This is a genomic window from Polaribacter sp. R2A056_3_33 (assembly GCF_019278485.1).
Taxonomy (GTDB): domain Bacteria; phylum Bacteroidota; class Bacteroidia; order Flavobacteriales; family Flavobacteriaceae; genus Polaribacter.
On the sequence record NZ_CP058984.1, the window covers coordinates 3,308,943 to 3,334,486 of the forward strand.

The window sequence follows — 25,544 nt, forward strand, 5'->3', positions numbered from 1 at the left end:
AGACCTCTTTTATTTTTTTAAAGACGCTTTTATTTTCTTAATAAAGAAAAATGGCCTTTTTTAAGAATTGGCTTTTTTTCAGTATCAATAGGTATTAGTTGTACAGAAAACCAATAGTCATTAGAAGCGAGGAGTTTACCATTGTAGGTACCATCCCAACCGTCACTATTTATGGTTGTTTGTGCTATTAACTTGCCATATCTGTTAAAGATGTTAATAGTACTGTTTGACTGATATAAGCTGGTATTAACTCCTTTTACTGCCCAAGTATCATTTTTTCTATCGCCATTTGGCGTAAAGAATTTAGGGAATTGAATAACCGAAACTATTAGTTCTGAAGAACCACAACCATTTTTATTTTCAACAATTATTTTATAAATTCCACCTTCTATATCTTCAAAAACATTACTGTCTTGATAAGATCGAATTGTCATTCCGTTTTCATCTTCTAGCGCATATAGAAAATCTTCGTTAATTAGTGGATTTCTAGGAATGTCTATTCGGATATTTAAATTAGAATTTATAATAGAAAGATCATCTGTAATGGTAACAAAACTTTCTTCTAAATTCTCGAAATCTGATTTATAAACGGTGATGGTTCTAGAACGAGAACAACTGTTTGTTGATGCTGTAACTGTATATTCGCCAGCATTACTAATATCTAAGTTTTTGCTATTTCCTAAAACATCTCCATTTTTGTTTGTCCATTGGTAATTGTATGTGTCAGCAGGGTTTAATAGATATAATGTGTAAGGAATATTTTCTGTACATATAATTATTGGTTCACCAGGTGATTCCCCTTCAACAGTAAATTCTGGAATCTTATTTACCTCTAAATAAAACTCACCAATTCCTTGACAATTGTTATTTGTTATACTGATTAATTTGTAAAAAATAGTGACTGGAACACCTATATACGGATTGTTTTTATTTCTGTAATTTGCTAAGTTTTGTGTTTCTGTAATTTCATTTAAAGACCTTGTTCTATCATCATCAGACTCATAAAATTCAATTTTTATATCAGAATCTGTAGAGATTTTATTAGGTATACTGCTTAAGTCAAAAAAAGTAATTCCGTCTTTATCGTCGTTGTTAATGGTGTTATTTCCTTCCGTATCTAAAAAATCGTCACATTGATAAATGGTGTCATTAAAAGTTTCGTTAGGAGCATAACTAACGGTTAAATTAATTTTAGAAATAGAATAACAACCTGTTGTATTAGAAATGGTTTTTACCCAAGCTTCTCCTGTATTGTCTATAAAATAACTTGTTTTATCTGCAACTTCTGGTGAGTCATTTTTGGCGTCTAATTCAGTAGCATAGTATTTAAAAGTTACATCAGTTTCATTTGTAATGTTAATTTCTGCTTCCGTAAGGTTAAATGTTGTTTGGTAGTCATCATTATTATCACATTGAAATAATTCTACTGGATTATTTACAATAGGTTTTGGGTTTACTATTAAAGTAATTGTATTAGAGATTAGACCACAAGTATTACCTAGTTTGTTAAGTTGTACTCTAAATTGATAATTGTTTATTTCTTTAGAAGCTGCTGTAATTTTTAATTTTGAAGTATCTACATTATTAAATTTAGTATCATCAATAATTGAATTCTCGATAATATTTACGAAGCTAATTCCATCATCAACGGATATTTGCCATTGAAAAGTTGAGGCATTTGTTTCAATTTCTATTTCGTTTACATCTCCTTCACAAAAAAGAACATCTTCAAATGTTGTTATAATAATAGGTGCTGAGGTTGTGTAATTGGTATTAATAGGATTTATATAACCGTCAGAGTTTATTACTTTTCCGTTGTTATCAACATCTAAATAATTTGGAGATAACCTACCAGAAGCATCTCCCGTAAATTCAGCTTCAATAACATCAAAACAATTATCACCATCAGAATCTAAATCAATAAAATCAAAGAAGGAATCTTGGTTAGTAACGATTAATGTAGTGCTATCAGAATTTTTGAGAGGAGTTTTTAATACTCCTGAATCTGGTGAAGTTTCTAAGTCGTCTAACAAACCATTTGTACCAACTGTTCCATTAATTTTTCCATCATTATCGGTATCAAAAACTCCATTTCCAGATTCAATAACATCATAAATACCATCGTTATCAGCATCGTAATCTAAATAGTTTTTAACACCATCTGCATCTGCATCTAAATTTGTTGTAATGGTACCAAAAACATCATCTAAACCATCAAGATTTGCATCTGTTTTTGTTAACGAAATATCTTGACCGTAAGCATCATACAAGTCAGGAATTCCATCATTATCAGCATCTAAATCGAACATGTTTTCAATTCCGTCACCGTCTGAGTCTAATGAGAAACATGTTAAACCTAAAGTTCCATTAAATGTAGAAATAGCACTGCTATTATTGTTATAATGTTCAAAAGAGATGTTTTTAATTTGACTGGCTACAAATTGAAATGTACTTGCACTTCCTACTAAATTTGACTTAAACTTGAATTTAATAACTGATGATGAAAACTGCGTAAAATCATCTTCAAATTCATCATCAAAATTAGAGTCTACTAAAATCTGGTTGTCAGGATCTACTAATGTAATATTTTTATTTGCTTGAGATAATCTTATAATAAAATATTCTTCAGAAGAAATAGTGTGATCTTTTGTAGTATTTTGAGTTAATTTAAAGTTGATATTATCATCAGTAAATGTTAAAGTGTATTTAGAATTTGATGTTGCACCTGCATTAGCAGTAGATATAAAATCACCAATTGAGTTTCCTATAAAAGTTGTGCTTTCTGTAGTTAAACTAGAAGTAATTGTTGTTACATCATCTTCTACTGTTGGAATGTTTATGTTTGATAAATCAATAGTTTTATTACCCAATGATTCATCACAATTTAAAATTCCATCATTATCTATATCTACATCTAGATTGTCTATAATGCCATCTTTGTCATAATCATCAGGACAAATACTAACTGGGATTTCTGTAGATTCAAAAGTTTTTAAGGTAAATGGATCACAAACAATTATACCAACTAATTTGTAGTTTCCTGGCTGAGTAGGTGTAATTTTAGGAGTAGTAATTCCTGTTGAAACATTGTTAAAAAACCATTCATAAGTATCAAATAAGTCTAAATTTGCAACTTGTAACTCTAAACCATTACCAAGACAGTTTCCTAAAGTAGCAATATCAACATCAAATTTAATTTCTGGATTAGAAGGAAAACCAGAAAAGAAACTACCAGAAGAAGCAGCTCCGTTTTGGTTAAAATAAGCACAATATAATTCCCCGCTACTTTCTATAGAGGTATTGCTCAATAAATTGGTTACTTTATAAGTTACATACTCCGTGTTTCCATCAACATCAAAAGGCCCAAGTGCAGTGAATTCAGAAATAGGTCTAGCATTAATATTAATAGTAGCTCCTTTGTTCGTAACAATAGTAATACCACCATCAAAGGTTGTAGCGCCGATATCTTCAATATTAGGAATATTATCTACTTTACCTCGGTTTTCGCAACTTAAAGGCGGAACAAAAAATAAACCTTGATTTGCTTCACTTGTATTTGCTCCAATTCCTTGATACGCAAAAACAGGTAGAGAAGTTTGTACGTACATATTACCATTAGAATTGTACTCATTTCCTTCAATCAAGTAATACTCTCCTGCATTTATAGTTGCTTCAGAAGTCGTCTTTCCGTTAATAAAAATATCAGTATTATTTTCATGTGCAACAATTAATACGTTTTCCCAACCGTTAGAACCTTCACCTTTTACAAAAATATATTCAGAACCAATTTTATCTACTCCTACAATTTGGTCTATTCCATAATCTCTACCACTTCCATTATGAAAACTTCCATTTGCAGAACCAATGTTTACTACTATATCTTTATCAGACTCAATTAAAGTACCAATTAAACCGTCTTTGTTAATATTGTCCTCAGAGCTATTTGTTGCAACGATATAACTATCTCCTTCATTTAAAGTAACAGAAATTGGTAAACTCCCAGAATAATTTTTGATTAAAATTCCAGTTGGTAGATCATCAAAATCTACAATAGTATTATCTTCTGTAGCCATTACAGAGATAAAATTTAAGTAGTTGTCTTGTGGATTTTCATTTGTAAACATTCCTGCTCTAAAAGATGTTCCTAAAGCAGAAGCACCTTTACTAACCAATGCACCTGCTTGTGCACCAGAACCAGCTAAAACTCTTACAGAAACATACACAACATCACTAGCTTCAATTATGTAACCTTTATCGGAGTGCACAATACTTGTTTGTCTTGAATCTACAAAAAGTTGACTGTTTCCTGTACCAATAGATATTTCTTTTGGAGAAGTATTAGTGACAATACCAGTAATAGGTGTAGTAGAACCAACTTGCGTAACTGTATAACTTACATTTTGATTGCTTGGAGTAGAAATATAAATATACTGTTCCTCAGGATTTGCATTTCCTACTTCAGCGTAAGTTAATGGCGGAATAAAATGCTTTCTACTTAATTGTGCATTTATATTTTGAAAAGTAATAAAACAGATAAAAAATAGTAATACGTGGGGGAAACTTTTTCGCATTGTAACATTAAATTAAGTATTCTTATTATTAGTGGTTAAACAATTTTAACAACACAATAATTTAATGCCAAATTACAAAAGTTTATTGATTTTTTTTATTTAATTATAGTATTAATATGGTTATAAATCTCTCTTTTGTAGTAATCTGTAAGATAGGTAAACAAATATGAACGCCCAGAAAGAAACAATAAGAATAGAAGAAAAATGTACATCGTAACTTTTTGTAAAACTTTCTCCTATTTGGCTTGCAACAGATTTTACAGCACCCAATCTAGAAAAAGGTTCTTTTATTAAGTTTGATATAGCTTCTAGAGGTAAAAATTGCATAATGGCGTCTACAGATTCAGTTGTTTTGTCTGCATCTCTAAAAGTCCAAAATAAATACCCTTTAAACATACTTTCTACAATAAGCCAAACTACCATAGCTCCAACAGCAAAAGCAGAACGTTTTACTAAGATTCCAAAAAATAAACCCATAGAAAAGAAACCAACTAGCTTTATAAAAAAAGCTAATAAGTAAACTAAATCTGTTGTAATTATTGAAAGTTCATTGTAATCTGAATACACTAAGCCCAAAATTAAAGAAACTACAAATACAAAAATGGTTGAAATTAAAGCAAATACAACTACTGTATAAAATTTTGAGAGTATAAATTCTTTTTTACTTAAACCATCAATTAAATTTTGCTTTAACGTTTTATAGCTATATTCATTGGCCATCATAGAAACAATAACCAAGAGCAAGAAAAACTTTAAAATTGAAGCCATGTAAGTATTAAAATGCCAGATGTAAGGAAAATTAAAAATGCCCATATCTGCTAAATGGAATTTTATTGGACCAATATCAAATTTTATCACTGCAATTAATGCAATAGAGGTAAGTAGACCAAAGTAAATAAGAGATAATACTTTACTGGCGCTGTTGTGTTTTAATTTATGAAATTCTATAGTAAGTAGTCTTAACATGACTTTGTAGTTTAAAGATGATTAATTATTATTGGTTAGATCTAAGAATTGTTGCTCTAAACTAGGTTTGCGTTTTACCAAGTGAGATAGAATAATTCCATTTTTAAATAGAAATTCATTTATTTCTGTTGATGAAATTTCGCTGTTTAAAGTAGCAATTATGGTTTCGTGATCTTTACTAATTTTACCAATTGCAGGATGTTCTTCTAAAATAGTCATTAATTTATCTTCGTTCGTTTCTACTTTTAATTCGAATAAACCATTAGAAGCTGTCATTTCATCTACACGACCTGCATATAATTTTACACCTTTTCTTATAACAACTACGTGAGAACATACTTTTTCTACTTCGTCTAATAGGTGAGAAGCTAATAAAATAGTCGTTCCGTTTGCTGCAATATTTTGTATAATCTGACGAATTTCGTGAATTCCTTGTGGATCTAAACCGTTAGTGGGTTCGTCTAAAATTAAAATTTCAGGATCATTTAATAGGGCAGAAGCAATAGCTAAACGCTGCTTCATACCTAAAGAAAACGTACTAAACTTACTGTCCTTTCTGTCAAAAAGATTTACAGTTGCAAGTTTCTCGTTTATTTTTTCTGTTGATATTTCTTTTATCTTACAAATTAGAGCTAAGTTCTGAGTAGCTGTCATGTAAGGGTAAAAGTTAGGGCGCTCTATAATTGCACCTACTTTTTTTAAGGCTTGATGTGTAGTTAGTTTTCCGTTAAACCAAGAAAACTCTCCAGAAGTTCTGTTTACAACGTTTAAAATAATACCTAAAGTGGTCGATTTTCCACTTCCGTTTGGTCCTAAAATTCCGTAAACATTCCCTCTTTCTATATCAAAAGAAAGATTGTTTACTGCGTGAACTTTTCCGTATTTTTTATCGAGATTTTTGAGTGATAAGATAGTTTCCAAAGAAATTGATTTAGTCGATTATGTTTGTAAGACGACTAATTTACAATTTTGTTACGGGAAATTGAGGTAAATGTTAAACTGTGCAAAGTTGTAATTGTCAAAATTAGAGCCTCAATAATTATTGTAAGTGTAATTTTAAACACAGTTACACTAAAAAACGCTTAAACAATTACACGTATTTCCTAATATTCAGTAAAATCGTAATCATCATCAAAATGACCAAACTCATCATCGATGTCTTCTTCATCACCAAAACCATCGTCTAATTTTTCTGCAATAAATTCTTTTTCTGGTGCTTCACTAGGTATTTCTCCTACAGTTAAAATAATTTGTGGTAAATCACCTTTTTTATCAGCCGAAACCTCAATAACTTCAACGTAGAAAGTCCACATTTTTAAGAAATCGTAAACATAAATTAGTTTATCACCTTCTTGGGGTAACGTCTCATTTAAAATACAAGTCTGCATTGAAACACCTTCGCCAATCTCTTCCATATTAAACAACGGAATTTCTTCGCCTTGGTTCCACTCGTCATCGGTTTTATAAAAAGAAGCCATTTCTTGACCTCCAAAACCAAAAGATTTTGCAATGGTTGCATGTAAAACTTCTAAGTTTAAGCTGTCATCAACTAAAATAGTTCTGATTACATCTTCTTTTGTGTCTAAAATTATGCGTATTTTGTACATGAAATGGTTTCGTTTTTTCTGCTGCAAAAATACAAAATTTTATATGTACTTTTACCATATAAAACGAATGATATGGATACAGTTGCTATTTTAAAAGCATTTAACGAGAGTTCTAAAAACACATTAATGGAAACTCTTGATATTGAATATGTTGCTCTTGGTGACGATTTTTTAACTGCAAAAATGCCTGTAAAATCTAAGGTTCATCAACCTTACGGACAATTACATGGAGGCGCAACGGCGGCTTTGGCGGAAAGTGTAGGGAGTGCTGCATCTAATTTTTTTATAGATAGTAAAACGCAGTTTGTAAACGGAATTCAGTTGTCTATAAATCATATAAAAAGCAAAAGAGAAGGTATGGTTTTTGCTACTGCAAAGAATATTCATAAAGGTAAAACAACGCATTTATGGGAAGTTAGAATTGTTGATGAAAATGACGATTTAATTTCCGTAGCAAAAATGACAAATATTGTTTTAACAAAGAGATCATAAATACAATACATTGAATATTATTTTTAATAAAATTGAAGAAAATTACAAAAGAAACATCCCTTTTGTAGTTTATAGAAAACCGAATACAGAATCCGTTAATGGGTTTTTTATGAAGGATGATGCATTGAATTTTACAACACAATTTAAAGAAACCGGATTTGTTTTTGCGCCTTTTAATTCCGATGAAAAAGCTGTTTTATTTCCTTTAGAAAAATCAGAATTTATTCATGAAAATATTTTAATTGAAGAAAATTTATCTCTTAATGATACTATTTCAAGTGAGGTGAATTCTGATAAAGAAAAACATCTTCATTTGGTAGAAAAAGCGCTAGATGATATAAATAATAACGAACTTATTAAAGTAGTTGTTTCTAGAAAAGAAGAAATTCAGTTAGATGAATTTGATGTACTTCTTACTTTTAAAAAATTACTAAATACCTATGCAAATGCATTTGTATATGTTTGGTTTCATCCAAAAGTAGGTTTGTGGTTTGGTGCCACTCCCGAAACCCTTTTAAATATTAAAGGAACCCGTTTTAAAACGATGTCTTTAGCAGGTACACAGGTTTATGTGGATTCTAAAGATGTTGTTTGGAAAAACAAAGAATTAGAAGAGCAACAATTGGTTACCGATTTTATTGAAAGTCAATTAAAACCAGTTTCGACCAATCTTAAAATTGACAAGATAGAAACGGTAAGAGCTGGGAGTTTGTTGCATTTAAGAAGTAGTGTAGAAGGTGAGTTGAGGTTTACGTCCAATTTAAAAACATTAATTAGAAGTTTGCATCCAACACCTGCTGTTTGTGGTCTTCCAAGAGAAAAAGCTGAAGAGTTTATTTCTAAATATGAAAACTATAAAAGAACATTTTACAGCGGTTTTTTAGGAGAACTAAATATTGAAAATAATAGTTCTTCTCTTTTTGTAAACTTAAGATGCATGAGTGTAGCAGATAAAATAGCTTCTATATATGTTGGTGGCGGAATTACAAAAGATAGTTCAGCAAAAAAAGAGTGGGAGGAAACCATTGCTAAAACAAAGACAATAAAGAAAGTGCTTTAACTTATAAAAATAAAAATAAAAATCAAAAAACCGCAAATAGTAAATTTGCGGTTTTTCTTTTTGTGTAAAACTTGAAATAAAATATTTTTAACGTATTTATTTGTTCCTACTTTGATATTCTCAATTATGCAAATACAAAAATAGTCTAGGACTGTTATATATCGTCAAAAGAAACATTTGTAAAACTCTCTGTAGATTTTATTTCTTCAGTTGTTTCAGTTCCTTCTTCCTTTTTAAAATCTTTTTGGTGGCGCTCACTAATTACTTCGCTCCCTTTTTCATTTAAAATATAGTCGGTTGCTTTACCTAGCATTTCTTGAAAATCTGTAAAATCTTCTTTATATAAGTAAATTTTGTGTTTTTGGTAATGGAAAGACCCATCATCATGTGTAAATTTTTTGCTCTCCGTAACAGTTAAGTAGTAATCATCTGCTTTTGTTGCTCTTACATCAAAAAAGTAAGTTCTTCTTCCTGCTCTTAATACTTGTGAAAAAATTTCTTCCTGTTCAACTCTCTCTGCTCTCTCTGCCATAATTATTGTAAAATAGTAATTATAATATTTTTTTTATACTTAACAAATCTAACAAAATATTTTATGTAGCAAGGTTAAAGATTAAATTTCTTTTTCTAAAAGTTGTTGGTCATACAAATCTTTATAGTAACCGTCTATGGTTATTAGTTGATTATGAGTTCCTTGTTGTATGATTTCTCCTTGGTCTAAAACAATAATTTTATCGGCATTTTTGGCCGAAGAGATTCTGTGACTAATTATAAAAGTGGTAATATTTTTTGATATTCTCTCTAAATTCGAAAGGATTTTTTCTTCAGTTTCTGTGTCTACAGCAGACAAGCAATCATCAAAAATTAAAATTTTAGGTTTCTTTATTATTGCTCTTGCAATAGAAACACGCTGCTTCTGTCCGCCAGAAAGGGTTACACCACGCTCTCCCAATACGGTTTTGTATCCGTTAGGGAAATCGATAATATTTTTATGTACATCTGCATTTTTGGCTGCAGCAATAATCTCTTCTTGTGTAGCGTCTTCTTTACCAAATTTAATATTGTCTTCTATACTTTCAGAGAATAAAAATGGATCTTGTGGAACAAAACCAATCTGACTTCTAACAGCGTCTAAATTGGCTTCTTTAATAGGGATGTCGTCTAGTAAGATTGTGCCTGTTTTTGTATCGTACAACCTAGAAATTAATTCTATAATAGTAGATTTCCCCGAACCTGTTTTACCTAAAATAGCAATGGTTTCGCCAGATTTAACAGAGATGTTGATGTTTTTTAGAGCAGTTATATTAGTATCATCATATGTAAAAGTTACATCTTTAAAAGTAACATTTCCTTTTAACTCTATTGGCAAATTGCTGCTATTTTGTATTTCTGGTACGTGCTGTAAAAACTCATTAATTCTAGCTTGTGAAGCTTCTGCTTGCTGCACCATAGAGGTGACCCAACCTACAACAGCTACGGGCCAAGTTAAGATATTTACATAAAGCATAAACTCTATAATGGTACCTATTTGTATTTCATTTTCTATATATAATTGACCTCCAACATATAAAACTAATAAGTTACTAATACCAATTAAAAAGACCATCAACGGAAAAAATAATGCATTTGCTTTTTGAAGATGGATGTTCTTTTCCTTGCTTTCATCTGCAATTTTATCGAAGTCTTTTATAATTGAAGCTTCAATTCCGTAAGATTTAACCACATTAATTCCTGAGAAAAATTCTTGATTAAAAGTGGTTAATTTTGATAAATATTGCTGAACAATAGTACTTCTTTTATGTATTACTTTACTTAAAACGAATATTGAAATCGATAATAAAGGAAAAGGAATTAAAGTGTATATGGTTAGTTTCACATCAATACTCATCATTTGAGTAAAACCAACAACTAACAAAACAATCATGTTAATGGTATACATCACTGCAGGTCCTACATACATTCTTACTTTAGAAACATCTTCAGAAATACGATTCATTAAATCTCCTGTTCTGTTTTTTTTGTAGAAATTGAGTGATAACCTCTGATATTGTTGATAAATTTCGTTTTTTAAATCAAATTCTATCAACCTAGAAGTAACAATAATAGTTTGCCTCATTAAAAAAGTAAAAAAACCAGATAATATGGCAACTCCTATAATAAGAAGCACATTTATTAATAATTGGTGCTGTACTTCTTCTAGATTAGTAACAGTACCGTCTTGGTAATCTTCTACAATGTTTAAAGAATCTCCTACTATTTGAGGGATTTTTAAAGCTAAAAATTTGGCTAAAATGGTTATTGATAACCCTATTAATAATCGCCATTTATATTTAGAAAAGTATTTGTTTACGTGTCTTAGTTCCTTCAATGAATATTGAATTTTTAAAAAATAAAATTACAATAATTATAATATCTATAAATTATTTTTTTGTTAAATAAGTAAAAATGCAAAGATACAAGATTCAGGATAGAATTAATTCTTAAAAAAGAATAAAAAGGTAGTCGAATAAAAGTAAAATAACACTATTTTTGCACCCAAATTTATATATAAGTTCTTTAGAAAATGATTAACAGGAGACATATTCGAGTTAAAGTAATGCAATCTGTGTACGCTATGTTACATTCTTATAATGATGATATCATTAAAGAGGAAAAATTTTTAAAACATAGTATATTAAAAATGTACGATTTGTACGTTTTAAACCTACAGTTATTGGTAGAAGTACAAAAATTAGCAGCTAAAAAAATAGCACTTTCTAAAAAGAAAATTCTTGCTACCAAAGAAGATTTAAACCCAAACAACAAGTTTTTAAACAATAGACTTATAAATACCATCGCAGAAAGCGTAAGTATAGAAGGTTATGTTGAGTTAAATGATGTGAATAATTGGGAAGAAAATGATGAGTATGTAAAAATTATTTTTGACAAATTGCAAAATAGCGATTTGTATAAAAAATATTTAGCTACTGAAGAAGATTCTTATAAAGTAGATAAAGCTTTTGTAATTGATTTCTTTAAAGAAATTATTGCACCAAATGAAAAATTAGGCGAATATTTTGAAGACACTATGATTTCTTGGTCAGATGATATTCCTTTTGTAAATACTTGGGTTGTAAAAACGTTAAGTAAGCAAAAAGATAATACTATTTTTGTTTTAGGTAAATTATATAAAGATAAGGATGATGAAGATTTTGTATCTAAAATGTTTAAGAAAACAGTTTTAAATAATACAGAGTACGAGTCTATTATTGAAGAAAAAACACCAAACTGGGAAACAGATAGAATTGCCGATATAGATATGATTCTAATAAAAATGGCAATTGCAGAGTTTTTTAATTTCCATTCTATACCAACCAGAGTTACTATTAATGAATATATAGAAATATCTAAAGATTATTCTACAGAAAAGAGTAGCTACTTTATAAATGGAGTTTTAGATAAAATTTCTAAAGAATTTATAGAAAGTAAAAGAATTGTTAAAATAGGTAGAGGATTGCTTTAAACTATTGTTTTAGGTAATTAATTTATTATTTTTACGCAAAATTAAATCATAATGAAGAAAATAACAATCTTATTAGCATTTGTAATTACAGCATCTTTCTTTACAGCTTGTAAAGACGGAGGAAGTGCCGTTAAAAAAGTAAATCAAGAAAATTTAGATAACGCTGCATCTAGAGATAATGAAATTAAAAAAGGAACAGCTTTAATTTCATTAGATAAAACAATCTATGATTTTGGTACTGTAAATGAAGGAGATTTGGTAGAAACTAGTTTTGTGGTTACCAATTCTGGAAAAACAGACTTAGTAATAACAAACGCACAAGGATCTTGTGGTTGTACAGTTCCTACTTGGCCAAAAGCACCAATTAAACCAGGTGAAACTGGTATTGTTGATGTGAAGTTTAATACAAACGGTAGACCAAATAGACAACAGAAAACAGTAACCTTAACAACAAACACAGAAGCTGGTAGACAGGTTTTAACAATTAAAGGTTCTGTAACACCAAAAGCAAAATAAAAAATATGTATACTGTAATATTTTTACAAGAAGGAATGAGTGGTAGTTTAATGAGCATGTTGCCTTTTTTAGCAATTATTGTTGTGTTTTATTTTTTTATGATAAGACCACAAATGAATCGTCAGAAAAAAGAAAAAGCTTTTCAATCTGAAATTAAAAAAGGAGCAAAAGTGGTTACTTCTAGTGGTATTCATGGTAAAATAGCTGAAATTAATGAAGCGGAAGGTACCGTAACTATAGAAACTGGAGCAGGGAAAATTAAGTTTGAACGTTCTGCTGTTTCTATGGAATTAACAAACAAAAAGTTAGCACCAGCTAAAAAATAAATAGTTAGTTAATTAAAATATTAAGTGAGCTATGTCTTTTTAGATACAGCTCACTTTTTTGTTAACAAGCTTTTGTGTAGATTGCATTAAAATTGATTTATTACCTTGATAAAGAATAGAAAAATAACGAAAAGTTTTATTAGTTTTTTAATAGCCTCTATTTTAATGTGGTTTTTAATTACGCTTTCTAAAGAATATACCACTAGTCTCACTTTTTCTGTAAACTATAAAAATATTCCTCAAGATAAATTATTACAGAATAATCCTACAAAAGAAATAGATATTATTGTAAAATCTACTGGGTTTAATATTATAAGATCTGGTTTTGGTGATAAAACAATTACCCTAAACGCTAACAGTTTACGTAAAAAATCTTCTGGGAGCTATTATTTTTTAACAAGAAACCAAGTTAGCACAATTCAAAAACAATTGCATTCTGGCATTGAATTACAACAAATTGTGTTGGATACTATTTATTTAGATATTGGTACTTTAACTTCTAAAAAAGTGGCCTTAAAACCAAATTTAGATATTAAATATCAAATTGGTTATGATATTTTAGAGCCAGTAAGTGTGGAACCAGATAGTATCTTTATTTCTGGTCCAGAAGCACAAGTAAAGAACATAACTTCCATCGATTTAAAAGTAATAAAACTAGAGAATGTTAGAGAAGATTTTTCTAAAGATGTTGAAATTGTATTGCCTAAAAACTCCGGTAACATTAAGTTTAATTCTAAATTTACAACTATTAGTGGTAAAGTAGAGAAGTTTACAGAGGGTACTTTAGAGGTTCCGTTTACAATTAAAAATCTTCCAAGAGGAGTCGATTTAACGATACTTAATAAAACTGTAGAAATAGTTTATGTAGTAGGTCTTTCTAACTTTAATAAAATTGATAAAAACTTTTTTGAGGTTGTTTGTGATTATAATCTTTCTAAAGATAATAACCTTGGGTATTTGTTACCTAAAGTTATAGGAAAACCAGATTATGTTAAAAGTTTTAAAGTGATACCTAATAAAATAGATTTTTTAATTCAGAAATAAAATGGTTGTAGGTTTAACAGGTGGTATAGGAAGCGGAAAAACTACAATAGCTAATATTTTTGCCAATTTTAATACGATTGCTATTTACAATGCAGATTTAGAAGCTAAAAAGTTAATGAATACCTCTCCTGTAATAAAGTCTAAAATTATTGAAGAGTTTGGAGATGAATCTTACCTAGATAATCAATTAAACCGATCTTTTATAGCGAACCTTGTTTTTAAGGATAAAAACAAATTAGCAGCCTTAAATGCAATTGTGCATCCTGAAGTAAAAAATCACTTTAATGAATTTGTAAAACTACATACAGATAAAGAGTATATTTTATATGAAAATGCGATTCTTTTTGAAAGTAAAAGTAATCTAAAATGCGATATTATTATATCTGTTTATGCACCTCTTAACGTTAGAATAGAAAGGACAATGCTAAGAGATAACAGTTCTAAAATAGCGGTAGAAAACAGAATAAAAAACCAATGGTTAGAAGATAAAAAGTTACTACAATCTAATTATGTTATTACCAATTTAAGCAAAGAAAATACTCATTTTCAGGTCCTTAAAATCCATAATATTTTAACAAAAAAAGAGGTCTCAATTTAATTTTATTCAATAGGATTGTTAAAATAGTCTTAAATTTAAAGTTAAGTTGTTAATTTAGGTTAAAAACAATAAAATCAACTTTTGAAAGCCGTAACTTTGATGTATGGGTAAGAAAATGTTTGTTCTTATTGTGGTTTTAATGAGCATTTCCTTGATAGGAATTATTGCTGTACAATTGTTTTGGATAAACAATGCGGTTGAAAGCAGAAATGAGCAATTTAAGAATGATATTCAAAAATCTTTGGGGAATGTAACCCAGAGAATAAATGATAAAGAGGAAGCTTTTTTTGATAAAAAAATGGAAGATTTCTTTGATAACGTTGGTTTGGCTAACGATGCTCAAATAAGAAATTATTTATTTCAAGAAATAGATACTATTACGAAAGAGCGTTTTTCTATAGGAACTACTTATTTAGAAGAAAATTTTAAATTACCAACAGAGTTTTTAGACAATGATTCTATCATAGTAAAAAGAGTTACTGGCAAACAAGATTTTTTTCATTCAAGATTAATTAAAGGAGTAGACAATGCTTTTTCTTCAACAGATGAAAATAGATACTCTTTTACTAAAAGATTTAAGAAAATTGAAAACGCTTATAATTCTGCATATTTTGAAGACTATAAGAAAATTACTCCTCTTCATCAAAGAATAAGTAATAACGATTTAAATAATACGATTAAGGAAGAGTTAGAAAAACGAAATGTATATTTAGATTTTAAATATGGTGTTTATAGTAAAGATGGTTTAGCTACAAAACTAAAATCTGGATATTATACTATAAACAAAAAAGAAAGCTATCCGTATCCTCTTTTTTTTAATGAAAATGGAGATGTTGAATATGAGTTATATGTAACTTTTCCGTCTAAAGATAAACACATACTTTCTGGTCTTTCTGGAATTTTAATACTTTCATTGTCATTTATATTTATCATTATTATCGCTTTTTCTAGTTCTTTGTATCAATTAATTAGACAGAAAAAAATATCAGAAATAAAAACTGATTTTATAAATAATATGACGCATGAGTTTAAGACACCAATTGCTACCATTAACCTTGCTTTAGATTCTATTAAGAATCCAAAGATTATTAATGATAACGAAAAAGTGTTGCGTTATGTAAAAATGATTAGAGACGAAAATAAAAGAATGCACTCTCAAGTAGAAAATGTCTTAAGAATATCTAGGTTAGAAAAAAATCAGCTAGATATTAGTAAGGAAACTATTGATATGCACGACACAATAGAAGATGCAATAACACATGTAAGTTTATTAATTGCAGATAGAAAAGGGACGATAAATACACATTTTGAGGCAATTATAACAGAAATTCCTGGTAACGAATTTCATTTAACAAATATAATTGTTAATATATTAGAAAATGGTTTAAAATATTCTGAAGGTGCACCAAAAATTGATGTCTATACAGAAAGTACTAATAAATTCTTTATCTTTAAAATAAAAGATGAAGGAATAGGAATGAGTAAAGCGGTTCAAAAACAAGTTTTTGATAAGTTTTATAGAGAACAAAAAGGAAACATACATGATGTAAAAGGCCATGGACTTGGTTTAGCATATGTAAAAGAGATTGTAGAAAAACATCATGGTACTGTTTTTGTAGAAAGTGAAAAAGGAAAAGGAAGTACGTTTACAGTAAAATTACCTTTAATTTAAAAACATAACAATGGGAAGTAAAAAAATTTTATTAGTTGAAGATGATCCAAATTTTGGAACAGTCTTAAAAGATTATTTAGCATTAAATGATTATAATGTAACACACGCTAAAGATGGTATAGAAGGTTTAATCATGTTTAAAAACAGCGATTATGACTTATGTATATTAGATGTTATGATGCCGCGTAAAGATGGTTTTTCTTTAGCACAAGATATTAGAACTACTAATAAAGAAGTGCCAATTATTTTCTTAACGGCAAAAACCTTAAAAGAAGATGTATTAAAAGGGTATGCAGTTGGTGCAGATGATTATTTAAATAAACCATTTGATTCTGAAGTCTTATTACATAAAATTAAGGCAATTTTACAACGTAAAGACACAGATAAAACAGCAGAATCAGAACAATTCGAATTTGTTATTGGAGGCTTTTTCTTTAATTCTAAATTAAGACATTTATCTATTGGTGAAAATGGAGAACCTATAAAATTATCTCCAAAAGAAAGTAAATTGTTACGTATGTTGGCAATTCATAAAAATGATTTAATGCCAAGAGAATTAGCATTGACAAAAATATGGAGAGATGACAATTATTTTACATCTAGAAGTATGGATGTGTATATTGCAAAACTTCGTAAATACCTAAAACCAGATGAACATGTAGAAATTTTAAATATACATGGTGAAGGATTTAGAATGGTAGATAAATCTTAAATAAAAATAAGTTTCCCAGAAATAAAAAACTCAACATGATTGGTTATCAGGTTGAGTTTTTGTATATTTAATATATGGCAGAATTTATCAAAATATATAATGAGAATCCAAACCAAAAAGAAATAGACAAAGTTGTTGCTGTTTTAAAACGTGGCGGTTTGGTTATTTATCCAACGGATACTGTCTATGGTTTAGGTTGTGATATTACTAATAATAAAGCTTTAGAAAAGGTAGCTAAGATAAAAGGTGTAAAATTAGAAAAAGCAAATTTTTCTTTTATTTGCAACAATTTAAGTCATTTATCAGATTATGTAAAGCAAATAGATAGTGCTACCTTTAAAGTTCTTAAGAGAGCATTGCCAGGTCCTTATACATTTATTTTACCAGGAAGTAACAACTTACCAAAAGTCTTTAAAAAGAAAAAAACAGTAGGTATTCGTATTCCAGATAATAATATTATTAGAACTTTAGTAGAAACGTTGGGTAACCCAATAGTATCTACTTCTATTAGAGATGAAGATGAAATCTTAGAATATACTACAGATCCAGAATTAATCTTTGAAAAATGGTCTAAACGGGTCGATATTGTGATTGATGGTGGCTACGGAGATAATCAAGGATCTACAATTATAGATTTTACAGATGGATATCCGGAAGTAATAAGAGAGGGCAAAGGAAGTTTAGATATCTTGTAATGCCAAAAATTCACTTAGAAACTATTATTAATATAGCTGATATTGATATTGTTTTCAATTTAATTAGAAGTATCGATTTACACAAAATTTCTACAAAAAACTCTAAAGAAGAAGCAATTGCTGGTAAAACTTCTGGATTAATATCACTTAATGAAACAGTAACTTGGAGAGCAAAGCATTTAGGCATTACCCAAGAATTAACTTCTATTATAACAGATTTCGAAGCATCAACTTTTTTTGCTGATGAAATGGTTCATGGTGCTTTTAAAAGTTTTAGACATGAACATTTTCTTGAGCAGAAAGGTGATAAAGTGATTGTGAAAGATATTTTTGACTATGTTTCTCCTTTTGGTGTTCTTGGAAAACTTGCTGATTTTATTTTTCTAAAAAAATATATGCAGTGTTTTTTAATTGAAAGGAATAAGGTGATAAAAGACTATGCAGAGTCTGGGAAATGGAGAGAAGTTTTAGAAAAGAAATTACTTTAGTTCGTCAAACTTTTTTCTACCCAATGCAAAATATTGCCAAACAATACTTGTGTGTAAATTGTAGTCTTGTTTTTTTTGTAAAACTCTACGTTTTTTCAAAAATTTAAAGAAGTTTTTATAAAGGCTCAAATGAGCTTTAACAATTGCTAATGTATGAACTGGTTTTAATTCTAATAAAAATTTTAACCCCGCGACTCCGTCTAAAATTAAACGAGAAAAAAGAACGAACAGAAACCATCTTTTAGGAACGTTTTTTACAACATTCAGTAAGCTATTTCTAAAATTTAAATATGTTTTCTGTGGATTTGTTTCCTGTAAAGTAGCGCCACCAACATGGTATACTGTAGAAGTGCCCACATATTTTATTTTAAAACCTCTATTTTGTGCTCGCCAGCATAAATCTATTTCTTCTTGATGCGCAAAATAATCTTCATCTAAACCTCCTAGTTGATGATATACTTTAGAGCGAATAAATAAACATGCTCCAGAAGCCCAAAAAATAGTAGCCTCATCATTAAATTGCCCGTTGTCTTTTTCTAATTGATCAAATACACGTCCTCTACAATAAGGATACCCGTATAAATCTACAAAACCTCCTGCAGCGCCAGCGTATTCAAATTTTGTTTTGTCTTTAAAATCTAATAATTTAGGTTGAATAATAGCAGTGTTTTCTTCATTTTTAAAGACAGTTTTAATTGGTTGTAACCAATTTTCTGTAACCTCAACATCAGAATTTAAAAGACAGTAAATATCTGCATCTATAGATTGCAAAGCATCATTATATCCTTTTGCATATCCACCATTTATAGTATTTTCTATTACTTTAACGGTTGAGAATTTTTCTTTTACATAGGTAACAGAAGAATCTGTAGAGGCATTGTCTGCTATATAAATATTAGCTTCTTTAGAACTAAAATCTATAACCGATGGTAAGAACTGTTCTAACAGTTTTTGACCATTCCAATTTAATATGACGATTGCTATTTTCAAGAATGCGAATTTACTATTTATAAGTTATTTTTTTTATATAATTTGTCTTAATAAAAGTATAAATAAATTGAACTTACACATAAATTTAAGCAAAAGAGAAGTATACTTTTTCTATTCTTTATTCTGTTTTACTTTTAGAATAATGACAATTGTTATTTATAATCAGGAATATTCTTTAAAAAAATATAAGTTTCCTTTTCAAAATCCATTTTACAATAAAAATGCTCTAAACCGTTGGTAACGATTAAGTAATTGGCTTTTAACTTTAAATTATATCGTGCAATTTGATCGAAAGTATCTTGTGTGATTTTAATAGAAGGTGCTTTGCATTCAACAATAATTTCATGGTTTCCTTCTTTATTAAAAACTAAAATATCTGTTCTTTTTTTGCGATTATTAATGGTTAACTGTTTTTCTAAGGCAATTAAAGTAGTAGGATATTTTTTTTCTTCAATTAAAAAAGAAACATAATGTTGACGTACCCATTCCTCTGGAGTTAAAACCATATATTTTTTTCTCAATTTATCAAAAATAAGCGTCTTATTTTCGCTACTTTTGAGTTTGAAATTATAAGAAGGTAGGTTAAGTTTTTGCATCAGTCAAAAGTAAGTAAATGAACGAAATAAAAGACATTGTTTCAGATATAAAGAAAGGAATTATAAAGCCAATTTATTTTTTAATGGGTGATGAGCCTTATTATATTGATAAAATTTCTGACTATATAGAAGAACATATTTTAGAGGAAGCCGAAAAAGGGTTTAATCAGCAAGTAATGTATGGTAGAGATGCAAGCATAGAAGATATTGTTTCTGCTGCAAAACGTTACCCAATGATGGCGGAAAGACAGGTTATAATTGTTAAAGAAGCACAAGATTTAAGTAGAAATATAGAAAAGTTAGTTGCTTATGCAGAGACGCCACAACCAACCACTGTTTTAGTTTTTAACTATAAATATAAAAAACTTGATAAACGTAAAAAGCTACACAAAGCAATTGCAAAAACAGGTTTAATTTATGAAAGTAAAAAACTGTATGAGAATCAGGTTTCAGATTGGATTCGTAGAGTTTTAAGTGGTAAAAAATATAAAATAGAACCCAAAGCATCTCAGATGTTAGTAGAGTTTTTAGGTACAGATTTAAGTAAAATTTCTAACGAGTTAGATAAATTAATGCTAATTCTACCTAAAGAATCTATTATTAGTGATAAGCATATAGAAGACAATATTGGTATTTCTAAAGATTTTAATAATTTTGAATTGCGAAAAGCAGTAGGAGAGAAGGATGTTGTAAAAGCGAATAGAATTATAAATTACTTTGCAGAAAACCCAAAGAATAATCCTTTGGTGATGACTATTTCTTTATTGAATGGATATTTTACACAACTCCTTTCTTTTCATGGTTTAAAAGACAAGTCTAAAAGTTCTGTAGCAAAAACATTAGGTGTTAATCCTTATTTTGTTGATGAATATTTTTTAGCCGCTAGAAATTACCCAATGCGTAAAGTGGCACAAATAATTGCTTTTTTAAGAGATGCAGATGTAAAAAGTAAAGGTGTGGGAGCAAGCCAATCTCAAAAAGATATATTAAAAGAATTATTGTTTAAAATATTACATTAAAATGAAAAATATTTTCGAAAAAGAAATTACAAACGACGTAATTAAAAGAATCAATAATTTATCTGCTACATCAAAACCAACTTGGGGGAAAATGTCTGTGTCTCAAATGTTAGCGCACTGTGCTGTTACTTATGAGATGGTTTTTACAGAAAAGTATCCAAAACCAAATGCTTTTACCAGATGGATTTTAAAAATGATTGTCAAAAAGATTGTGGTGTCAGAAAAGCCGTATGCTAAAAATGGAAGAACAGCAGCTCAATTCATTATTGCTGATGACAAGGAATTTGAAACTGAAAAGAAAACTTTAGTAGATTATATTATTAAAACCCAAGAATTAGGAGAAACTTATTTTGAGGGTAAAGAATCTAATTCTTTTGGTAAACTAACTGCTGTAGAATGGAATAATTCATTTTACAAGCATTTAGACCACCACTTAACTCAATTTGGAGTTTAGGTTTGCATATTTTTTATAAATAAAGAAAGCGAGTAATATTTATATATTGCTCGCTTTCTTTGTTTAAATTAATAATTATTTAGTTCGTTTAAAATCAATTTTTTAGTAAGAATTTGATTCTTTGCATCCTTAATTCTAATAAAATAAACACCTTTTTTAAATGCTGATATTTCAAAGTAATTACTGTCTATTACTTCTTTAGAAAACGATTTTACTTGTTTTCCGGTAATATCAAAAATGGTAACTTCATTTGTTTTATCAGAAAGAACAAAGTGTGTTTTAGCCGGATTTGGATACAGCTTCATAGAACTTTTATCGTCTATAGTAAAATCATCCGAAGAAAGAGAAGCCGGATTATTTGCATACACTTTAAATTCACCTGGAGCTAACGATATACTAGCAGTTGTATTTGTAACTGTTATTGTAGTATTGTCTTCTAATAAATTATACCAAGTACCTGTTTGTTGAAAAGCAGGAGAAATATTCTGCGTGGTTACTCCAAAATTACCGATAATAGTAATGTTTTGTATATCTGTAGCAGATGTATTTGTTAAATGAATTTTATTTAAGCCATTAGCATTGCCAACATCTAGAGTGAAATCTGAAGTTTCAAAAATATCATACTTCAGTTTTAATTGAATTAATTTAGACCAAGTTTCTTTTAAACTTTCTCTATTAACATTGTCTAAGTAGTTCCATAAAATTGGTTTATTACCTGTTCTACCATTTTCTTCTATAGAAATATCATACCCTAATTCTCCAAATTGCCATATCATTTTTGGACCTGGAACTGTAAAATAAAAAGCACCCGCTAATGCTTCTCTAGCTAATGCTGTATTTAAGTCTTTAACACTGTAGCTTCCGTTTGCGTTACCAAATTGTATGTTTTTATACATTAAACGTTCTTCGTCATGGCTTTCCATATAGCTTACATTTGCTGGCACAGACCAACCTCTATTTTTGTAAGAAATCCAAGAAAAATCGGCTTCAGTTCCATAACCCATTGTAGCTTGGTTGTATTGATGGTTGTGGTTACCCCAAACCATAATTCCTTTTCCTTCATTTAATTTATAATTCACCCATTCAGTTTCCTCTTCATTGGTGCCTAAATGTTCGAAAATAATATAAAAATTAGGGTCTATTTCCCATTGATCATCAGCATATTCTTTTAAAACATCTACTCGGTCTTGCTGGTATGCATTTGTACAAGCATCACCAGAAGCACAGTTTTGAGTAAACCCTTTTGTTAAATCCCATCTAAAACCGTCAATTTTGTATTCGTCAATCCAATATTGAGAAACGCTTTTTACATAATCTTTTACACCTTGTTTAGAGTGATTAAAATCGTTAAAAACACTGTAAGAATGTGTTGCAGTTGGATTGAAAAAAGGGCTATCTGAATTTGCTTGTCCGCCATAACCACCATTGTCTGTATTGTACATTCTATAATACGGATTTTGACCTGAAGCATGATTAAAAGCAACATCTATAATTACCGCAATTCCTCTTTTATGACATTCATCTATAAATTGTTTAAAAGAAGTAGTATTTCCATAATATTTGTCTAAAGCCATGTGAAAGGAAGGATTGTAACCCCAAGATTCGTTACCGTCAAACTCCATAACTGGTAAAAATTCGATAGCATTGATACCTAATCCTTCTAAATAACCTAATCTTGCTTTTATTGCATCATAAGAATGCAATGCATCAAAATCTCTTATTAAAAGCTCATAAATAACCAAGTCTGTTTTTTCTGGCTTCGTAAAGTTGGTAGTTTTCCAAACATAATCTGAATCTCCAGTTCTTAATAAAGTAACTGCGTGGTTGGTTTCTCCGGTAGGGTAACTTGGTAAATCAGGATAAGTTGTTGCATTTATATATTGATCATTATATTCATCTAAAATTACAGTAGAGTAAGGGTCTGCAACTCTTAAATCTGCATTAATAATATATTGATATGTATAATCTGTTTGCGGAGTTAAATTTGTAAGTTCTATCCAAAAACGATCTGTAGCACTGTCTTTTTTTAATAAATAAGTATTGTTGATTTGCCAGTTGTTAAAACTACCAATTAGGTGAACAAACTCTTTATTGGGTGCATAAAACACCAAAGTAGCTTTTGTATTGTCTGATGCGTTTAAATTAATTCCATCTTTCATTCCTGCAGGAACAGCTGCTTCTGAAACGGTTGGTTTTACAATTACTTTAAATGTTGTGCTTTTAGTTTCAGCGTTATTTGTAGCTTCTAAAATGAAAGAAGTACTTTCTGTAACAGTAGGACTGTAGTTGTATGTTGATGTATTATTTTGTTGATTAATAACAACTCCATTTGCTTTTAATACAAAGTTTGCAGATAATGAAGTAGTTGCTTCTATTGCTAAACTTTCTCCTGAATTTAGTATTGTTGTAGTAGTTGTAGGAGCATTTAAAGTTAGTTGATAAGCGCCAACTTCAAAATATTGGTCTTGCGTTTTTTTATCTCCAGAACCATCCTTAGCTTTAACTAACATACCAATACGTCCTAAACCAGTTCTGTTATAAAGAGTTGAGGGTTTAAGAGTTATTGAATACGTACCATCGCTATTGTTTGTTAGTTTTTGAGCTTCGTTAGAGTTTGTCCAACTTCCATTTGTTGGAGAATCTATAGAGTTTGCATCATTGATATCATAAGACCAAGACCATAAATAGATATCTGAAACACCCCAAGAAGCAGTTGTAATGCCTGAGACTGTAATTGTTATGTTATCACTCTCGTTAAAAGTAGTAGGGGAAACAGAAAAAGTAGCATTTTGTACTTGACTATAGCTTAAAGTAGTTATTAATAATAAAAGTAGTGTAATTTTTTTCATAAGTAATAGTGTTAAAAAACAAAGACTACCGCTTTTAGGGGTAGTCTTTGTAAAGTTTAAAAAAAAATTAATTTATTGTATACGTTGGATTTTCTGGATCTGTAAAGTTTAATATAAAAGAATAAGTTCTAGCAGTCGCTACTAAATTAGCTCCTCCATTATCTAAAATTCCATCTGCATTGTCATCTCCATAATTTAATGCCCATGCTCCATTAGATCTAAATTTATATTCACCAGCTTTAAGAGCAACATTATTTAATATCCAAATATCATCATTAGGTTGAGACCAATCTCTTGTAAATAATACGTCTGGACCATCCCATCCATTAGGAGTTGCTTCTCCTACAAGTCCCCAAATATCTTCTATTGGTTCTAAAGAATAAGATAGATCGTTTAAGTTTACAGTAACAATATATCTACCAGCTGTAGTAGCAATATTAGGTCCAGATGCATCTAAGAATCCTGCAGCACCTGCTCCGTAACCTGTAGCCCAATCATTATTCATTCTAAATTTCATTTCACCATCTAATAATTTTACAATTCCTCTAAATTGATCTGAATAAGAATCGTAAGTAAGAGCAAAATCTGGAGTTTCTCCCCAATTATTATATGAAGAACCAACAATACCTAATGAGAAATCTTCTATTTTATAGGTGTTGCTATTTAAGTTCATGGTAATTTTATAAGCACCAGCCTCAACAGCTATGTTACTTCCACCAGTATCTAAAGTTCCGTCTGCACCGTTATCTCCAAAATCATTGGTCCATTCATTGTTTTCCCTAAATTTAATTTCTCCATCAATTAAAGTAACATATGCAACTAAAACACCAGCTGTACTTGTTGTAAAGAATGGTAAATCAGGAGTTGCACCCCAGTCATTAGCTGCAGAACCTATAATTCCCCATGTAGTAGATAAATCTAAAATACTTGAGTATGGAGTTATATTAATTGTTTGTAAATTAGTATCAATTAACAATTGATTGCCAATAAAACCTTGTAATTTTATAGATAAATCTGAAGCAACATCTGCTTCTGCACCTAAAGCCAATGCAATAGAATTTAACTCTAAAGTTGTAAATGATTTCTCTAATTTGTCACCAATTTCTATGGTTTCTGCACTACTAAAATCTCCTGTGGCTAAATCTATTAAAATTTTATACGTTGGCACTGCATCAAAACCAAAATCTGGTGCTGTCCAATTTGTATTTAAAGCAATTTCATCTTGATTTTCCTCTAAAAGTACAATAGGTGTAGTTTCTTGAATAATCAACTCTGTTGTAGCTGCTACATCTGGGTTTATGATTACTCTGTCATTAATATCTTCACAACTGGTAAAACCAATTGATACAATAATAAGAGCGAATAATGAATTTATTATTTTTTTCAT

Annotated in this window: 23 protein-coding genes; 13 read left to right on the top strand and 10 right to left on the bottom strand. The window is 29.4% G+C overall.

What is annotated here, in order from left to right:
- Positions 1–29 precede the first annotated feature (29 nt).
- From H0I29_RS13925 to H0I29_RS13940, 4 genes are all read right to left on the bottom strand, one after another.
- Positions 30–4,571 carry a T9SS type B sorting domain-containing protein gene (locus H0I29_RS13925; RefSeq protein WP_218752833.1) on the bottom strand — a complete coding sequence of 1,514 codons (4,542 nt, stop codon included), beginning with the start codon at positions 4,569–4,571 and terminating at the stop codon, positions 30–32.
- Positions 4,572–4,691: 120 nt separating this feature from the next.
- A complete protein-coding gene (locus H0I29_RS13930) occupies positions 4,692–5,537 on the bottom strand; it encodes an ABC transporter permease (protein WP_218752834.1) in 846 nt (281 codons plus the stop codon).
- A gap of 21 nt (positions 5,538–5,558) precedes the next feature.
- Positions 5,559–6,458 (bottom strand): ABC transporter ATP-binding protein, encoded by a 900-nt coding sequence (locus H0I29_RS13935; RefSeq protein ID WP_218733349.1) that lies wholly within the window; start codon positions 6,456–6,458, stop codon positions 5,559–5,561.
- Between the two features lie 182 nt (positions 6,459–6,640).
- Positions 6,641–7,144, bottom strand: coding sequence for a plasmid pRiA4b ORF-3 family protein (locus tag H0I29_RS13940; RefSeq protein WP_218752836.1), 504 nt, complete (start codon positions 7,142–7,144; stop codon positions 6,641–6,643).
- Between the two features lie 72 nt (positions 7,145–7,216).
- Here H0I29_RS13940 and H0I29_RS13945 point away from each other — a divergent pair, with 72 nt between their 5' ends.
- Positions 7,217–7,636 (top strand): PaaI family thioesterase, encoded by a 420-nt coding sequence (locus tag H0I29_RS13945; RefSeq protein ID WP_218733353.1) that lies wholly within the window; start codon positions 7,217–7,219, stop codon positions 7,634–7,636.
- A 10-nt stretch (positions 7,637–7,646) separates the two neighbouring features.
- Positions 7,647–8,696 (top strand): chorismate-binding protein, encoded by a 1,050-nt coding sequence (locus tag H0I29_RS13950; protein WP_254712634.1) that lies wholly within the window; start codon positions 7,647–7,649, stop codon positions 8,694–8,696.
- A 154-nt stretch (positions 8,697–8,850) separates the two neighbouring features.
- Here the strand turns inward: H0I29_RS13950 and H0I29_RS13955 are convergent, their stop codons facing one another.
- Both H0I29_RS13955 and H0I29_RS13960 read right to left on the bottom strand, forming a co-directional pair.
- Positions 8,851–9,228 carry a PUR family DNA/RNA-binding protein gene (locus tag H0I29_RS13955; protein ID WP_218733355.1) on the bottom strand — a complete coding sequence of 126 codons (378 nt, stop codon included), beginning with the start codon at positions 9,226–9,228 and terminating at the stop codon, positions 8,851–8,853.
- Positions 9,229–9,309: 81 nt separating this feature from the next.
- Positions 9,310–11,064 carry an ABC transporter ATP-binding protein gene (locus tag H0I29_RS13960; protein ID WP_218752838.1) on the bottom strand — a complete coding sequence of 585 codons (1,755 nt, stop codon included), beginning with the start codon at positions 11,062–11,064 and terminating at the stop codon, positions 9,310–9,312.
- Positions 11,065–11,259: 195 nt separating this feature from the next.
- On the opposite strand from H0I29_RS13960, the gene nusB reads away from it, so the two are divergent.
- The 9 genes from nusB to H0I29_RS14005 all read left to right on the top strand — a co-directional run bounded on the left by nusB (position 11,260) and on the right by H0I29_RS14005 (position 18,249).
- Positions 11,260–12,198, top strand: a complete 939-nt coding sequence (gene nusB, locus H0I29_RS13965; protein WP_218733359.1) for a transcription antitermination factor NusB — start codon at positions 11,260–11,262, stop codon at positions 12,196–12,198.
- 51 nt (positions 12,199–12,249) lie between these two features.
- The gene (locus H0I29_RS13970; RefSeq protein ID WP_218733361.1) at positions 12,250–12,714 is read left to right on the top strand and encodes a DUF1573 domain-containing protein; all 465 of its coding nucleotides are present in this window, start codon (positions 12,250–12,252) and stop codon (positions 12,712–12,714) included.
- Between the two features lie 5 nt (positions 12,715–12,719).
- A complete protein-coding gene (gene yajC, locus H0I29_RS13975) occupies positions 12,720–13,040 on the top strand; it encodes a preprotein translocase subunit YajC (protein WP_165730628.1) in 321 nt (106 codons plus the stop codon).
- A gap of 165 nt (positions 13,041–13,205) precedes the next feature.
- Complete coding sequence (locus H0I29_RS13980; protein ID WP_254712635.1) at positions 13,206–14,084, top strand: CdaR family protein; 879 nt, start codon at positions 13,206–13,208, stop codon at positions 14,082–14,084.
- A gap of 1 nt (position 14,085) precedes the next feature.
- Positions 14,086–14,682, top strand: coding sequence for a dephospho-CoA kinase (gene coaE, locus H0I29_RS13985; protein ID WP_218752842.1), 597 nt, complete (start codon positions 14,086–14,088; stop codon positions 14,680–14,682).
- A 103-nt stretch (positions 14,683–14,785) separates the two neighbouring features.
- The gene (locus H0I29_RS13990; protein ID WP_218752844.1) at positions 14,786–16,354 is read left to right on the top strand and encodes a sensor histidine kinase KdpD; all 1,569 of its coding nucleotides are present in this window, start codon (positions 14,786–14,788) and stop codon (positions 16,352–16,354) included.
- Positions 16,355–16,364: 10 nt separating this feature from the next.
- Positions 16,365–17,066 (top strand): response regulator transcription factor, encoded by a 702-nt coding sequence (locus H0I29_RS13995; RefSeq protein WP_165730636.1) that lies wholly within the window; start codon positions 16,365–16,367, stop codon positions 17,064–17,066.
- A 74-nt stretch (positions 17,067–17,140) separates the two neighbouring features.
- Positions 17,141–17,761, top strand: a complete 621-nt coding sequence (locus H0I29_RS14000) for an L-threonylcarbamoyladenylate synthase (RefSeq protein ID WP_218733369.1) — start codon at positions 17,141–17,143, stop codon at positions 17,759–17,761.
- Positions 17,761–18,249, top strand: a complete 489-nt coding sequence (locus H0I29_RS14005; RefSeq protein WP_218752845.1) for an SRPBCC family protein — start codon at positions 17,761–17,763, stop codon at positions 18,247–18,249. Before H0I29_RS14000 ends, H0I29_RS14005 begins: the two co-directional genes overlap by 1 nt.
- On the opposite strand, the gene H0I29_RS14010 is transcribed toward H0I29_RS14005, so the two are convergent.
- Positions 18,241–19,239, bottom strand: coding sequence for a glycosyltransferase family 2 protein (locus H0I29_RS14010; RefSeq protein WP_218752846.1), 999 nt, complete (start codon positions 19,237–19,239; stop codon positions 18,241–18,243). The genes H0I29_RS14005 and H0I29_RS14010 overlap by 9 nt on opposite strands.
- 152 nt (positions 19,240–19,391) lie before the next feature.
- Positions 19,392–19,835, bottom strand: coding sequence for a type I restriction enzyme HsdR N-terminal domain-containing protein (locus H0I29_RS14015; protein WP_218733373.1), 444 nt, complete (start codon positions 19,833–19,835; stop codon positions 19,392–19,394).
- Between the two features lie 17 nt (positions 19,836–19,852).
- Here H0I29_RS14015 and holA point away from each other — a divergent pair, with 17 nt between their 5' ends.
- Positions 19,853–20,854: a DNA polymerase III subunit delta gene (holA, locus tag H0I29_RS14020; RefSeq protein ID WP_218752847.1), complete on the top strand. Its 1,002-nt coding sequence runs from the start codon at positions 19,853–19,855 to the stop codon at positions 20,852–20,854.
- Position 20,855: 1 nt separating this feature from the next.
- Positions 20,856–21,308 (top strand): DUF1569 domain-containing protein, encoded by a 453-nt coding sequence (locus H0I29_RS14025; protein ID WP_218733377.1) that lies wholly within the window; start codon positions 20,856–20,858, stop codon positions 21,306–21,308.
- Positions 21,309–21,376: 68 nt separating this feature from the next.
- Here H0I29_RS14025 and H0I29_RS14030 read toward each other — a convergent pair whose 3' ends face one another.
- A complete protein-coding gene (locus tag H0I29_RS14030; RefSeq protein WP_218752848.1) occupies positions 21,377–24,157 on the bottom strand; it encodes an alpha-amylase family glycosyl hydrolase in 2,781 nt (926 codons plus the stop codon).
- A gap of 67 nt (positions 24,158–24,224) precedes the next feature.
- Positions 24,225–25,544, bottom strand: a complete 1,320-nt coding sequence (locus tag H0I29_RS14035; protein ID WP_218752849.1) for a SusE domain-containing protein — start codon at positions 25,542–25,544, stop codon at positions 24,225–24,227.

Bases quoted from the DNA above. Each gene is read 5' to 3' on its own strand.
- H0I29_RS13925 (WP_218752833.1), bottom strand. From the start codon at position 4,571: ATGCGAAAAAGTTTCCCCCACGTATTACTATTTTTTATCTGTTTTATT.
- H0I29_RS13930 (WP_218752834.1), bottom strand. From the start codon at position 5,537: ATGTTAAGACTACTTACTATAGAATTTCATAAATTAAAACACAACAGC.
- H0I29_RS13940 (WP_218752836.1), bottom strand. From the start codon at position 7,144: ATGTACAAAATACGCATAATTTTAGACACAAAAGAAGATGTAATCAGA.
- H0I29_RS13945 (WP_218733353.1), top strand. From the start codon at position 7,217: ATGGATACAGTTGCTATTTTAAAAGCATTTAACGAGAGTTCTAAAAAC.
- H0I29_RS13955 (WP_218733355.1), bottom strand. From the start codon at position 9,228: ATGGCAGAGAGAGCAGAGAGAGTTGAACAGGAAGAAATTTTTTCACAA.
- nusB (WP_218733359.1), top strand. From the start codon at position 11,260: ATGATTAACAGGAGACATATTCGAGTTAAAGTAATGCAATCTGTGTAC.
- H0I29_RS13970 (WP_218733361.1), top strand. From the start codon at position 12,250: ATGAAGAAAATAACAATCTTATTAGCATTTGTAATTACAGCATCTTTC.
- yajC (WP_165730628.1), top strand. From the start codon at position 12,720: ATGTATACTGTAATATTTTTACAAGAAGGAATGAGTGGTAGTTTAATG.
- H0I29_RS13980 (WP_254712635.1), top strand. From the start codon at position 13,206: ATGTGGTTTTTAATTACGCTTTCTAAAGAATATACCACTAGTCTCACT.
- coaE (WP_218752842.1), top strand. From the start codon at position 14,086: ATGGTTGTAGGTTTAACAGGTGGTATAGGAAGCGGAAAAACTACAATA.
- H0I29_RS13990 (WP_218752844.1), top strand. From the start codon at position 14,786: ATGGGTAAGAAAATGTTTGTTCTTATTGTGGTTTTAATGAGCATTTCC.
- H0I29_RS13995 (WP_165730636.1), top strand. From the start codon at position 16,365: ATGGGAAGTAAAAAAATTTTATTAGTTGAAGATGATCCAAATTTTGGA.
- H0I29_RS14000 (WP_218733369.1), top strand. From the start codon at position 17,141: ATGGCAGAATTTATCAAAATATATAATGAGAATCCAAACCAAAAAGAA.
- H0I29_RS14005 (WP_218752845.1), top strand. From the start codon at position 17,761: ATGCCAAAAATTCACTTAGAAACTATTATTAATATAGCTGATATTGAT.
- H0I29_RS14015 (WP_218733373.1), bottom strand. From the start codon at position 19,835: ATGCAAAAACTTAACCTACCTTCTTATAATTTCAAACTCAAAAGTAGC.
- holA (WP_218752847.1), top strand. From the start codon at position 19,853: ATGAACGAAATAAAAGACATTGTTTCAGATATAAAGAAAGGAATTATA.
- H0I29_RS14025 (WP_218733377.1), top strand. From the start codon at position 20,856: ATGAAAAATATTTTCGAAAAAGAAATTACAAACGACGTAATTAAAAGA.
- H0I29_RS14030 (WP_218752848.1), bottom strand. From the start codon at position 24,157: ATGAAAAAAATTACACTACTTTTATTATTAATAACTACTTTAAGCTAT.
- H0I29_RS14035 (WP_218752849.1), bottom strand. From the start codon at position 25,544: ATGAAAAAAATAATAAATTCATTATTCGCTCTTATTATTGTATCAATT.